We start from the raw sequence: 12,884 nt of genomic DNA, 5'->3' as shown, positions 1-12,884 counted from the left end.
GGATACGAGCGTCTTCTCCCCGACGCTCGCGACCGGAAAAATCGTCCGTTCGAACGATCTGCCGAGCGAGGCGAGCGATAGCCAGGCGTCTCCCTTTCACTCCCTGCAGCCCTCGCGGCCGCCGATCCGCAGCTACATGGCGGTCCCGGTCATGTCGCGGACCGGCAACATCGACGGTGTCCTGGTCTTCGGCCACGAAAAGTCCCACCTTTTCACCGAGCGCAGCGAGCGGCTGATGCAGGGCCTCGCGGCGCAAGCCGCGATCGCACTCGAGAACGGCCGCCTCTACCAGGCGGCGCAATACGAAATCGAGGAGCGCAAGCAGTCGCAGGCGCAGCAATCCCTGCTCATCCGCGAACTTCACCACCGGGTAAAAAATACGCTGGCGACCGTTCAGGCGGTCGTCGGCGCCACCGCGCGCTCGACCACCAAGATCGATGAGTTCTACGAGGCCTTCGTGGGCCGTATCATCTCGCTCGCCAACACGCATTCACTCCTCACCGAAGCCGTGTGGCAAACGGCGTCCCTTCGAGAGATCCTCGAAAAGGAGCTGTCGCCCTATTACGACGACAGCGGCGCGCGGATCGTCATCGACGGCCCGATGGTGGAATTGCCGTCCGAAGCGGCCGTCCCCATCGGCATGGCCATTCACGAACTGACCACCAACGCGGTGAAGTACGGCGCGCTGTCCGGAGCGGGCGGGCGGGTCGAGGTCCGGTGGACCTCGGAGCCCGTCGACGAGAGCGTTCGTCTGAAACTGGTCTGGACCGAGCGCAATGGACCGCCGGTATCCCCGCCGACCCGGCAGGGTTTCGGCTCCCGGCTTCTGCACCGTGTGCTCACCACCCAGCTCAACGCCCATGTGTCGATGGATTTCGACAGGGAGGGCCTTCGCGTCTCGCTCGACATGGTGCTGAAACAGGGCGGCTTCCTCAATCCGGTCGCCTGAGCGGTGCGCGATTCCGGCCGCGACACGCCATCGCTTTTCTCTGCCGCCGCAATCCCCTATCTAGACCGTCATCAAAGAAGCGCGACCGTTCGGGTTCGCGGCCGAAGGAATTGTCGATGAACGAGATCGTCAAACTGGGCGACATGCGCCAAGGTGTCTGCCCGGTGGACCACCCGACCGTGAAGACGGGTCGCGTCGGCGTTCTTCTGGTGAATCTGGGGACCCCCGAAGGGACCGATTACTGGTCCATGCGCCGCTACCTGAAGGAGTTTCTCTCCGACAGGCGCGTCATCGAGACGTCCCGGCTGCTGTGGTGGCCGATCCTGAACCTGATCATTCTTACCAAGCGCCCGGGACCCAAGGGGCGGGATTATGCGTCGATCTGGAACAAGGAGCGTGACGAGGGCCCGCTGAAGACCATCACGCGTGCGCAAGCCGAAGATCTGGCGGCGCACCTCCAGAAGGTCGCCGGCGACAAGGTGACGGTCGATTGGGCGATGCGGTACGGCAAGCCCGAGATGCGCGAGCGCATCCATGCGCTGCTCGATCAGGGTTGCGACCGCATCCTGCTGTTGCCGCTCTACCCGCAATACGCCGCCGCGACCTCGGCTACCGTGTGCGATCAGGCTTTTCGGGCCCTGATGGACATGCGCTGGCAGCCGACCCTGCGGGTGTCTCCGCCGTATCATGACGACCCGGTTTATATCGATGCGCTCGTGACCTCCATGAAGCGCGACCTCGCGAAGCTCGACTTCGAGCCCGAGGTCATTCTCGTGTCGTTCCACGGGGTGCCGAAGGAATATCTGCTGAAGGGCGATCCCTATCATTGCCAATGCGTCAAGACGTGGCGACTGATGCGCGAGGCCTTCGGATTGCCGCCAGACCGGTTCCGCATGAGCTTTCAATCGCGCTTCGGGCCCGACGAGTGGCTGCAGCCCTACACGGACAAGACCGTCGAGGCCTTGGCCGAGAGCGGGATCAAGCGCATGGCCGTCGTGGCGCCGGGATTTACGGCCGATTGCCTGGAAACGCTGGAGGAACTCGACGTGGAAAACCGCGAGATCTTCATGCATCACGGCGGCGAGCAATTCGCCTATCTGCCCTGCCTGAACGACAGCGAGCAGGGCATGCGTGTGATCCGTCACGTCGCGGAACGTGAACTGCAAGGCTGGATCTAGGCGGGTCTCCGCCTTTCGGATATGCCTCTAGCCGCGCGACCGCTTGTCGCAAGGAGATCTCATGCCGAATCTGATGGGTTTCGACATCTTCGTCGTGGCGTTCGTGCTGGTGATCGTGCTCACGATCGCCATGGGCGTCCGCACCGTGCCGCAGGGCTTTGCCTATACGGTCGAACGCTTCGGGCGCTATTCCCGCACGCTCGGCCCCGGCCTGGGGCTCATCGTTCCGTATGTGGAAAAGATCGGCAAGCGGGTGAACGTCATGGAGCAGGTGCTCGACGTTCCGAGCCAGGAGGCCTTCACCAAGGATAACGCGGGCGTCACCATCGATGCTGCCGCCTTCTATCAGATCCTCGATGCGTCGCGGGCTTCCTACGAGGTCGCGAATCTCAACCAGGCGCTCCTCGTCCTCACCATGACCAATATCCGCACCGTCGTCGGCTCGATGGATCTCGACCAGTTGCTGTCGCATCGCGACGAGATCAACGAGCGGCTGCTGCGCGTTCTCGATGCGGCGGCCTCCCCCTGGGGCGCCAAGGTAACGCGCGTGGAGATCAAGGACATTCTCCCGCCGGCCGATCTTGCCGGCGCCATGGCCCGTCAGATGAAGGCCGAGCGCGAAAAGCGCGCCGCCATACTCGAGGCCGAAGGGTTGCGGCAGGCCGAGATCCTGCGCGCGGAAGGTGACAAGCAATCGCAGATCCTCTCCGCCGAGGGTCGCAAGGAAGCAGCCTTCCGCGACGCCGAGGCGCGCGAGCGCCAGGCGGAGGCCGAGGCCAAGGCGACCTCGATGGTGAGCGAGGCGATCTCCAGCGGCGACCTCTCGGCGGCGAACTTCATCGTGGCGGAGAAATACATCGACGCGCTGCGGGCCATGGCGACGGCTCCGAACCAGAAGGTGATCTTCGTTCCCATCGAGGCGGCAGCGCTCGCAGGCTCGCTCGGCGGTATCGGCGAACTCACCAAGGCCGTGTTCGGCGAAGGCGGGGCGAGCACCCGGCCGGCCCGGAGTGCCGTGCCGCCGGTGGGCGGGCAGGGCGGCCGGTCATGATCGCGGGCGTCGTCGCCAGCCTCGGTCCCTGGGCYTGGATCATCCTCGGGGTCGCGCTCATCGGGATCGAGCTTCTGGCGCCGGGCGTATTCTTCATCTGGCTCGGCCTCGCGGCTGTGGCGACCGGATTGATCGATGCCGCGTTCGACCTGTCCTGGCAGCTCGCCGCCATCGTCTTCGCCGTTCTGGCTGTCGCCGCGGTGGTCTTTGGTCGGACCCTGGCGCGGCCCGGCGCGCAGCACGACACCAACGCGGCCTCGCTCAACCGCCGGGGGGACGCGCTCGTTGGCCGGGTGTTTGCGCTCGAGACGCCCATCGTCGAGGGCGCGGGCCGCATCCGCGTCGATGACAGTTCGTGGCGGGTGACCGGGCCGGAGCGGCCGGCAGGCGCGCAGGTGCGGGTGGTCCGCGTCGATGGCACCACCCTGGTGGTCGAAGACGCGTGACCTCAGGCGGCCCCGACGCGCAGCAGATCGAGGTAATGCACCAGCCCCACCGGGCGGCCATCTTCCACCACGATCAGCGCCGTGATCTTCGAGGTTTCCTGAATTTCGAGCGCGGTCGCCAGAAGGTCGTCGGGAGCGATGGTGCGCGGGCTGCGGCTCATGATCGCCGCCACGGGAATCGAACCGAGATCGGGCTTCAGGTTGCGGCGCAGGTCGCCGTCCGTGACGATGCCGGCGAGCGTGCCTTCGGGATTCACCACGATGACCGAACCGAAGCCCTTGCGGCCGATTTCCTCGATCGCCTCGTTCATCAAGGCATCGATGCCGACGATGGGAAGGCGCTCGTTCTTGTGCATGACGTCGCGCACGAGCTTGAGCCGCGCGCCGAGCTTGCCGCCCGGGTGGAAAACGCGGAAATGCTCCGCCGTGAAGCCCCGCTTTTCCAGAAGCGCGATGGCGAGCGCGTCGCCCAAAGCCAATTGCATGGTGGTGGAGGTCGTGGGCGCAAGGCCGTTGGGGCAGGCCTCGTCGGCCTTCGGCAGGGCCAGACACACCGTTGCGGCATGCCCCAGTGTCGATGAGGCGTTGGACGTCAGGGCAATCAGCGGCACGCGAAAGCGCTTGGAATAAGCGATCAGGTCGGCGAGCTCGCTCGTCTCGCCCGACCAGGACAGGGCGATGATCACGTCCTCGGGCTGGATCATGCCGAGGTCGCCGTGGCTGGCCTCTGCGGGATGGACGTAATGGGACGGCGTACCGGTGGAGGCGAGCGTGGCAACGATCTTGCGCGCCACATGGCCGGATTTTCCCATGCCGCTGACGATCACCCGGCCGGATGAGGCCGCGATCGTCTCCACGGCCGCGGTGAAGAACGGCCCGAGGCCGTTGCCGATCGCGTCCATCAGCGCGCTCAGCCCGTCGCGCTCGGTGGCGAGCGTGCGGAGGGCCGAGGAGACGGCCTGTTCGGGCGACGGGGCGGCGGCGGGTTTCAGACTTGCCATGGCGGGCCCTCTAGCACGGAGGGGCAGGTTCACGAAACCCTCCCCGGCCGAGGGCCTATTTCTGGCGCAGGAAGGTTTCAAGTTCCTTGCGGAAATCCGGTCCGAGATCGTCCCGCTCGAGCGCATAGGCCACATTGGCCATGAGAAAGCCGATCTTGGAGCCCGTATCGTAAGTCCGCCCCTCGTATTTCATGCCGAAGAACGGTTGATCCTTCATGAGCCGGATCATCGAGTCGGTGAGCTGGATTTCGTTGCCGGCGCCGCGCTGCTGGTTCGACAGAAGGTCGAAAACCTGCGGCTGCAGGATGTAGCGGCCCGAAATGATGAAGTTCGATGGGGCGGTGCCTTGGGGCGGCTTCTCGACCATCCCGGTGATTTCGAACGTGCGGTCGAATTGCTGGCCTACCGATACGATGCCGTATTGGTGCGTCTGATCGGCCGGCACCTCCTCGACCGCGATGATATTGCCGCCATGCTTGTCGTAGGCGGCGATCATCTGCTCCATCGATCCCCGGCTCAGCATGTCGGGCAGGATGACGGCGAAGGGCTCGTCGCCCACCAATTCGCGGGCGCACCATACCGCATGACCGAGACCGAGCGGCTCCTGTTGGCGCGTGAAGCTCGTCTCGCCTGCCTTCGGCTGGTCGCGGGCGAGGGCTCCCAGTTCCTTGGTCTTGCCGCGCTCGGCGAGGGTTCGGTTCAATTCGTACGCGATGTCGAAATGATCCTCGATCACGGCCTTGTTGCGGCCCGTGACGAAAATGAACTGCTCGATTCCAGCCGCGCGCGCCTCGTCCACCACATGCTGCACCACAGGGCGGTCGACGACGCACATCATCTCCTTCGGCACCGCCTTGGTGGCCGGCAGGAAACGGGTGCCGAGACCGGCGACGGGGAGGACGGCTTTGCGGATGCGCTTCATTGAAAGACCACGTTGGCAGGAAGTGACGGAGGGACACGGAAGGCGGGTGTCGTCGCGGTGTCAAGTTTCGCTCGGCGGGTAACGCGGCGGCAACCCCGCAAGTTTCATGTGGGTGCCCCCGAACTGTCGGGCAGCGAACCTGTATCGGGCATGAAGCATTGTGGTTAACCTCTGACAAAGAAACACCAAGAGACTGAAGGAGATACGGGGATGCCGGTTTTGGTCACGGGAGGTGCCGGCTATATCGGCAGCCACATGGTCCTCGAACTCGTGGATGCAGGCGAGTCGGTGGTGGTGCTGGACGATCTCTCCACCGGGTTTTCCTGGGCGGTGCCGAAGGAAAACGTGACGCTCGTCACGGGGGACGTGGGCGATGAGAAGCTGCTCGACCGGCTGATCGCCCGGCACAAGATCGATGGCATCCTCCATTTCGCCGCCAAGGCGGTGGTGCCCGAATCGGTGGCCGACCCGCTGGCCTATTATCTCAACAACACGGTCAAATCCCGTGTTCTCATCGCCGCGGCGGTGAAGGGCGGGGTACGGGATTTCATCTTCTCGTCGACCGCCTCCGTCTACGGCAATGTCGAGGCCGACACCTTGTCGGAGGACCTGCCGACGGCCCCCATCAACCCCTATGGCCGGACCAAGGTCACCACCGAATGGATGCTGGAGGACACCCGCCTCGCGCACGGGTTGCGCTACGGCATCCTGCGTTACTTCAACGTCGCGGGCGCCGACCCCAAGGGCCGGGCCGGGCAATCCTCCCCGCAGGCAACCCACATCATCAAGGTGGCGGCGCAGGCGGCTCTGGGCCTTCGGCCCCATCTCGACATCTTCGGCACCGATTACGATACGCCGGATGGGACCTGCATCCGGGACTACGTCCAGGTCACGGACGTGGCGCGGGCCCATCTCGTTGCCCTCGAGCATCTGCGGGGCGGCGGCGAGAGCGTGATCATGAATTGCGGCTACGGCCATGGCGCCTCGGTGAAGGAGGTGGTGGATGTGGTGAAGAAGGTGTCGGGGGTGGATTTCGAGGTCAGGCTGGGCCCCCGCCGGGGCGGCGATCCGGCGCATCTCGTGGCCAGGGTGGACCGGTTGCGGGCACTCGGATGGACCCCGCATTTCGACGATCTCGAGGAAATCGTCTCTCAGGCTCTCCGTTGGGAGAGGCTACTGGCGGAGCGGAAGGCCACATAATACGCCTCTTTCAACCGGTTCTTAACCTGCCTAATGTCGCTATGGCGGGACGCAGAAGCCTGCCTGACGGGGAGCGAAATTCATGAGAGAGCTGATTCGAACGGCGGGCCGATGGGGCCGGATGGGGATCCTCGGCCTTGGTCTTCTGGGCGGATTCGGCGCGGCGCCCTCGCAGGCGCAGGACGACCAGCAGGCCTCCTTCCGCGGTTTTGTGCAGAATCTCTGGCCCGCCGCCCGGGCCCGCGGCGTCTCTCGCGCCACCTTCGACGAGGCGTTCCGCGGGGTCGAGCCTGACGCCAAGATCATCGCGCTGACGCGCAAGCAATCGGAATTCGTGCGTCCCATCTGGGACTACATCAACGGCGCGATTTCAACCGATCGTCTCACGCGCGGCCGCAAGATGGCGGGCGAATGGTCGCAGACGCTGGCGGCCGTCGAGCGGACCTATGGGGTCCCAAGGGAGGTCGTTCTCGGCGTCTGGGGCATGGAGACCAATTTCGGGGGCTTCACCGGCTCGATCTATGTCGTCCGGGCGCTGTCGACGCTGGCCTATACGGGCTATCGCGGCGAGTTCTTCAAGGAGGAACTGTTGACAGCCCTCCAGATTCTCGAGGCGGAGCATATCGACCGCGACAAGATGGTGGGTTCCTGGGCGGGCGCCATGGGGCAGACCCAGTTCATGCCGTCGAGTTTCATGAAATATGCGGTCGACGGGAACCGCGACGGGGTACGCGACATCTGGTCCTCGGTGCCCGACGCCCTCGCCTCGACCGCCCATTACCTGCGCGAGAATGGCTGGAAGCCTGGTCTCCCGTGGGGTTTCGAGGTGACGCTTCCCCGCGGCTTCGATTTCCGGCAGCATCGCCAGCCGCTCGCCCGGTGGGCGTCGACCGGCCTCACGCGGGTTGACGGCAAAGCCATTCCGCGCACGGGCGAGGCGTCGCTTTTTCTGCCGGGAGGCGCCCGTGGTCCGGCGTTTCTCGTCACCGACAATTACGACGTGATCAAGAGCTACAATTCGTCGGATGCCTATGCGATGGGCGTCGCCCATCTGGGCGACCGCCTCGTCGGGGGACYGGCCATCGCAGGTGCATGGCCCAAGAATGAGCCGGTGCTCGACAAGGACCAGCGCGAGGAGTTGCAGAAGCATCTCGCGGGGCTCGGGCTCTATACCGGCGACGCCGATGGCAAGCTCGGCTCCAAGACCCGCGACGCCCTGCGGAACTTCCAGGTGCGGCGCGGTTTGATCCCGGATGGTTACGCCGACGTGGCGGCCCTGCGGGAGTTGCGCGCAGCCCGCTGACGGAGCCCCGGCAAGGCGCTATAGTCGGGCGGGCTACGGGAGAACGGAACCACCCATGCGTCTCTGGTCGTTTGTGCGCATCGTCTTGATGGCCGTCCCGCTGCTGCTCGGCAGCGGCCTGCCGCTCTATGCGCAATATTACGGCTACCCCGCCAACTCCCCCTATCCGCAGCAGCGGCGCGATCCGCGCGCCTATCCGCCAGGTTATTATCCGGGCAAATTGGTGCAGCCGGCGCAACCTGGCTTCAGCCTCCGCCGCCTGTTCGGCGTGCAGGAGCCGCCGCCCCTCGTCCAGCCCCAGATCGTCCGCCCGAGGCGCGCCCCTCCACGCGCGCCGATGGTGGTCCGCCGTGAAAAACCCAAGGCCGACCCCACCACCCAGGTCATCGTCTTCGGTGATGCCTTGGCGGAATTCGCCGGGCAGGGGATCGGCGATCTCTTTGCCGATTCGGAGGACGTTCTCGTGCTCCGCAAGGCGAAGGAGAACGGTGGTTTGATCGGCATGGGAGGTGCCGACTGGGCCAAGGCCATCGACGAGGCCGTGGGCACGGGCAAGAAGATCACCGTCGCGGTGGTGATGCTCGGGTTACAGGATCGCGAGCCTCTGAAGCAGGATGCGGCCACCTTCGAGCCCCTCACCGATCCGTGGCGCGAAGCCTATCGGGCGCGGGTCGATGCGGCGATGAGGGCGTTCAACGACCGAAAACTGCCGGTCGTCTGGATCGGCCTCCCGCCGGCGCGCAAGGGCGAGGTGTCGGAAGATTATCTGGCGATGAACGAGATCTACCAGGAAAGCGTCAGGCGCAACGGCGGCACCTATGTGGATGTGTGGCCTGGCTTCGTCGACGAGGACAACCGCTACACCATGACCGGCCCTGACGTGGACGGTCAGCCCGCCAAGCTGCGGACCAATGACGGGGCTTTCTTCACCAAGGCCGGTTCGCGCAAGATCGCGCACTTTGCGGACGCGGCCATCAAACGCCTGATCGAATCGGACCAGCCCGCCACCGCCATCGTGGCGGTGCCGCCGGCGGATGGGCCCGCGGCACCGGTGCCCCTCGAATCGTCGCTGCCGACCCTTCCCGACGAGGTGGCGCCGGTATCGCTGCCCGTAAAACCRTTGATCGGCCCGGTTCTGCCGCTCAATCAGGCTGTGGTCACGCCGGGCGGAACGCTTGTGGCGGCACCGCCCAAACTGACAAACGATCAGGCCTACGGCGTCCGCCGCGCCTTGCGGGACGGCATCGCGCCGTCGCCGCGTCCCGGCCGCGCCGACGATTTCCGCTGGCCGCGCTCCTAGGCGTTTTTTGAAACCCCGCTCAATTACCGGGGCAGATCGCTTTCACCCATCAGGAACGTGTCGATGGCGTGCGCCGCTTGACGGCCCTCGCGAATGGCCCATACGACGAGGGATTGGCCGCGCCGCATGTCGCCCGCGACGAAGACCTTGTCACCCGATGTGCGGTAATCGATGTCGTTCGCCAGCACGTTCCCGCGTCGATCGAGTTCAACGGCCGCCTCATCCAGAAGCCCGGATCTGACGGTGCCCGCGAAGCCGATGGCGAGAAATACCAGGTCGGCCCTCAGAATGAATTCGCTGCCCGGAATGGGCTGGCGCTTTTCGTCCACGCGCGCGCATTTCACGCCCGTCACGCGGCCCTTCTTGCCTTCGATCCCGAGGGTCGCGGCCTGAAACTCGCGGTCGGCGCCTTCCGCCTGGCTCGACGAGGTGCGCATCTTCGTCGGCCAATAGGGCCAGACCGTAAGCTTGTCCTCGCGTTCCGGCGGGCGCGGGCGAATGTCCAGTTGGGTGACGGACAAAGCGCCCTGGCGAAACGAGGTGCCGACGCAGTCGGAGGCGGTGTCGCCGCCGCCGATCACCACGACGTGCTTGCCCGCCGCAACCACGGCCTCGTCCTCGATGCTCTCGCCGTTCACCCGTTTGTTGGACTGGGTGAGAAACGGCATGGCGAAATGCACGCCTGCCAGATCCTGGCCCGGCAGTTTGGGATCGCGCGGATCTTCCGCGCCGGCTGCGAACAGCACGGAATCGAATTCGTTGTGCAATGACGCGAAGGTTTTCGTTACGCCGACATTGACGCCGCAATGGAATACGACGCCCTCGGCTTCCATCTGCTTCACGCGGCGGTCGATGTGGTGCTTTTCCATCTTGAAGTCGGGAATGCCGTAGCGCAGCAACCCGCCGGGCTTCGCTTCCCGCTCGTACACATGCACCTCATGACCGGCGCGCGCGAGCTGCTGTGCGGCGGCAAGGCCGGCCGGACCCGAGCCGATGACGGCGATGCGCTTGCCTGTGGACGCCGTCGCTATCTCGGGCTTGATCCAGCCCATCTCCCAGGCCTTGTCGGCGATGGCCTGCTCGATGGTCTTGATGGTGACGGGCTGGTTCTCGAGATTGAGCGTGCAGGCCTCCTCGCAGGGCGCGGGGCAAATGCGGCCCGTGAATTCCGGGAAGTTGTTGGTGGAATGCAGGTTGCGAGCCGCCTCCTCCCAGTCGTTCTGGAAAACGAGTTCGTTCCAGTCCGGAATTTGGTTGTGCACGGGACACCCCGTCGGCCCGTGGCAGAAGGGAATGCCGCAATCCATGCAGCGCGCCGCCTGTTTCTTCAGGTCGCCGTCATCGAGCGGCAGCGTGAATTCGCGGAAGTGGCGGATGCGTTCGCCGGCGAGCTGATATTTCTGCTCCTGCCGGTCGTATTCGAGAAAGCCCGTGACCTTGCCCATGGATCTCTGCCCCTTCGTCCTTATTCCGCCGCCTGCAGACTGCGCAGCCGATCCATTTCCTGCAGGGCCTTGCGGTATTCCACCGGCATGACCTTGACGAATTTCGTACGATACGTCGCCCAAGCCTCGAGGATGTGCTTCGCCCGTCCCGACCCCGTATAGGTGGCGTGGTTCGAGATGAGCTGCATCAGGCGTTCCTCATCGGAGCCCGACATGTTGCCCAGGATGTCGATGCGACCCTTGGTTTCGAGATCGCCGCCATGATGGTGAATGCGCCGCATCAGCTCTTCTTCTTCCTCGACGGGTTCGAGATCCACCATCGAGAGATTGCAGCGCTTCGCAAAGCTGCCGTCCTCGTCGAGCACATATGCGATGCCGCCCGACATGCCCGCCGCGAAGTTGCGGCCGGTCTGGCCCAGCACCACGACGAGGCCGCCCGTCATGTATTCGCAGCCATGGTCGCCGGTGCCCTCGACCACCGCGATGGCGCCGGAATTGCGCACGGCGAAACGCTCGCCCGCGACGCCGCGGAAATAGGCCTCCCCGGCGATCGCGCCGTACATCACCGTGTTGCCGACGACGATGGAGCGCTCGGGCACCGCCTTGCTCTTCGTCGACGGCGAGATGATCAGCTTTCCGCCCGACAGGCCCTTGCCCACATAGTCGTTGGCCTCGCCGGTCAGCGACAGCGTGACGCCCGCCGCGAGCCAGGCACCGAAGCTCTGGCCGGCCGTGCCTTCGAGGTTCACCGTGATGGTGTCGTCGGGCAGGCCCTCGTGGCCGTAGCGCTTCGCCACTTCGCCCGACAGCATCGCGCCGATCGTGCGGTCGGAGCTGCGAACCTTGGCGTCGATGACGACCGTCTCGCCGTTCTCCAGCGCGCCCTGCGCCTTTGCGATCAGCTCGCGGTCGAGCACGGTGGCGATGGGGTGCACCTGCGCCTCGCTATGGCGGATCGCCACCTGCGGTCCGGCATCGGGCTTGTGGAAGATGCGCGAGAAATCGAGCCCCTTGGCCTTCCAGTGGTGGATCGCCTCGTTCTTGTCGAGAAGGTCGGATTGACCCACCATCTCGTCCAGCGTGGCGAAGCCCATGGCGGCCATCAGCTCGCGCACTTCCTCGGCGACGAAGAAGAAGTAGTTGACGATGTGTTCGGGCAAGCCCTTGAAGCGCTTGCGCAGCACCGGATCCTGGGTGGCGACGCCCACCGGGCAGGTGTTGAGGTGGCACTTGCGCATCATGATGCAGCCGGCGGCGATGAGCGGCGCGGTCGAGAATCCGAACTCGTCGGCCCCGAGCAGGGCGGCGATCACCACGTCGCGACCGGTGCGCAGGCCGCCATCGGCCTGGATCGCGACACGCCCGCGCAGTCGGTTCAGCACCAACGTCTGCTGCGTCTCGGCGAGGCCGAGCTCCCACGGCGATCCCGCGTGCTTGAGAGAGGTGAGGGGAGACGCACCGGTGCCTCCCTCGAAGCCCGAGATGGTGATGTGATCGGCGCGCGCCTTCGCGACGCCGGCCGCAACCGTGCCGACGCCTACTTCCGACACCAGCTTCACGGAGACGGCGGCGGCGGGGTTGACGTTCTTGAGGTCGAAGATGAGTTGCGCCAGATCCTCGATCGAATAGATGTCGTGATGCGGCGGCGGYGAAATCWGGCCGACACCCGGCGTCGAGTGACGGACGCGCGCGATCTTCGCGTCCACCTTGTGGCCGGGCAATTGTCCGCCTTCGCCGGGCTTGGCGCCCTGCGCGACCTTGATCTGCATCATGTCGGAATTGACGAGATATTCGGTGGTGACTCCGAAGCGCCCCGACGCCACCTGCTTGATGGCGGAGCGCTTGGAACGCCCGTCGCTGAGCACACGGAAACGATCCGGCTCCTCGCCGCCCTCGCCGGTGTTCGACTTGCCGCCGATGGAGTTCATGGCAAGCGCCAGCGTCTCGTGCGCCTCGCGGGAGATCGAGCCGAACGACATGGCGCCGGTGGCGAAGCGCTTCACGATCTCCTTGGCGGGCTCGACGGATTCGAGCGGCACGGGCGCGCGTCCGGATTCGTCCGCGAGCTTGATCTTGAACAGGCCGCGGA

At 65.3% G+C, this 12,884-nt stretch carries 11 protein-coding genes; 7 read left to right on the top strand and 4 right to left on the bottom strand.

Features of this window, described 5'->3' with window-relative positions; all coding sequences use genetic code 11:
• The 4 genes from AC1DVM_RS20090 to AC1DVM_RS20075 form a co-directional block, all read left to right on the top strand.
• A partial coding sequence (locus tag AC1DVM_RS20090; protein ID WP_477257374.1) for an HWE histidine kinase domain-containing protein occupies positions 1-949 on the top strand: 949 nt, incomplete at its 5' end.
• 116 nt (positions 950-1,065) lie between these two features.
• The gene (gene hemH, locus AC1DVM_RS20085) at positions 1,066-2,127 is read left to right on the top strand and encodes a ferrochelatase (RefSeq protein WP_477257372.1); all 1,062 of its coding nucleotides are present in this window, start codon (positions 1,066-1,068) and stop codon (positions 2,125-2,127) included.
• Positions 2,128-2,188: 61 nt separating this feature from the next.
• Positions 2,189-3,178 (top strand): SPFH domain-containing protein, encoded by a 990-nt coding sequence (locus AC1DVM_RS20080; protein WP_477257370.1) that lies wholly within the window; start codon positions 2,189-2,191, stop codon positions 3,176-3,178.
• Positions 3,175-3,624 (top strand): NfeD family protein, encoded by a 450-nt coding sequence (locus AC1DVM_RS20075; protein WP_477257368.1) that lies wholly within the window; start codon positions 3,175-3,177, stop codon positions 3,622-3,624. The genes AC1DVM_RS20080 and AC1DVM_RS20075 overlap by 4 nt, the downstream gene beginning before the upstream one ends.
• Before the next feature lie 2 nt (positions 3,625-3,626).
• Here the strand turns inward: AC1DVM_RS20075 and AC1DVM_RS20070 are convergent, their stop codons facing one another.
• Both AC1DVM_RS20070 and AC1DVM_RS20065 read right to left on the bottom strand, forming a co-directional pair.
• Positions 3,627-4,625 (bottom strand): KpsF/GutQ family sugar-phosphate isomerase, encoded by a 999-nt coding sequence (locus tag AC1DVM_RS20070; RefSeq protein WP_477257367.1) that lies wholly within the window; start codon positions 4,623-4,625, stop codon positions 3,627-3,629.
• Positions 4,626-4,680: 55 nt separating this feature from the next.
• Complete coding sequence (locus tag AC1DVM_RS20065) at positions 4,681-5,547, bottom strand: UTP--glucose-1-phosphate uridylyltransferase (RefSeq protein WP_477257366.1); 867 nt, start codon at positions 5,545-5,547, stop codon at positions 4,681-4,683.
• Between the two features lie 210 nt (positions 5,548-5,757).
• On the opposite strand from AC1DVM_RS20065, the gene galE reads away from it, so the two are divergent.
• The 3 genes from galE to AC1DVM_RS20050 all read left to right on the top strand — a co-directional run bounded on the left by galE (position 5,758) and on the right by AC1DVM_RS20050 (position 9,350).
• Positions 5,758-6,747 (top strand): UDP-glucose 4-epimerase GalE, encoded by a 990-nt coding sequence (gene galE / locus AC1DVM_RS20060; RefSeq protein ID WP_477257364.1) that lies wholly within the window; start codon positions 5,758-5,760, stop codon positions 6,745-6,747.
• Between the two features lie 82 nt (positions 6,748-6,829).
• A complete protein-coding gene (locus AC1DVM_RS20055) occupies positions 6,830-8,050 on the top strand; it encodes a lytic murein transglycosylase (RefSeq protein ID WP_477257362.1) in 1,221 nt (406 codons plus the stop codon).
• 55 nt (positions 8,051-8,105) lie between these two features.
• On the top strand, positions 8,106-9,350 hold the full coding sequence (locus AC1DVM_RS20050) for an SGNH/GDSL hydrolase family protein (protein ID WP_477257360.1): 1,245 nt from the start codon (positions 8,106-8,108) through the stop codon (positions 9,348-9,350).
• 23 nt (positions 9,351-9,373) lie between these two features.
• Here AC1DVM_RS20050 and AC1DVM_RS20045 read toward each other — a convergent pair whose 3' ends face one another.
• Together AC1DVM_RS20045 and AC1DVM_RS20040 are read right to left on the bottom strand one after the other, a co-directional pair.
• The gene (locus tag AC1DVM_RS20045; protein WP_477257358.1) at positions 9,374-10,795 is read right to left on the bottom strand and encodes a glutamate synthase subunit beta; all 1,422 of its coding nucleotides are present in this window, start codon (positions 10,793-10,795) and stop codon (positions 9,374-9,376) included.
• A gap of 20 nt (positions 10,796-10,815) precedes the next feature.
• The coding region (locus AC1DVM_RS20040; protein ID WP_477257356.1) for a glutamate synthase-related protein at positions 10,816-12,884 on the bottom strand (2,069 nt) is incomplete at its 5' end.

This window comes from Microvirga sp. P4_A5, assembly GCF_056402495.1.
Note: the sequence above shows the minus strand (reverse complement) of the source record. Positions and strands in the feature narration are given on the sequence as shown.

Excerpts from the sequence above, each read along its gene's own strand:
- hemH (WP_477257372.1), top strand. The coding sequence starts at position 1,066 with ATGAACGAGATCGTCAAACTGGGCGACATGCGCCAAGGTGTCTGCCCG.
- AC1DVM_RS20080 (WP_477257370.1), top strand. The coding sequence starts at position 2,189 with ATGCCGAATCTGATGGGTTTCGACATCTTCGTCGTGGCGTTCGTGCTG.
- AC1DVM_RS20070 (WP_477257367.1), bottom strand. The coding sequence starts at position 4,625 with ATGGCAAGTCTGAAACCCGCCGCCGCCCCGTCGCCCGAACAGGCCGTC.
- AC1DVM_RS20065 (WP_477257366.1), bottom strand. The coding sequence starts at position 5,547 with ATGAAGCGCATCCGCAAAGCCGTCCTCCCCGTCGCCGGTCTCGGCACC.
- galE (WP_477257364.1), top strand. The coding sequence starts at position 5,758 with ATGCCGGTTTTGGTCACGGGAGGTGCCGGCTATATCGGCAGCCACATG.
- AC1DVM_RS20045 (WP_477257358.1), bottom strand. The coding sequence starts at position 10,795 with ATGGGCAAGGTCACGGGCTTTCTCGAATACGACCGGCAGGAGCAGAAA.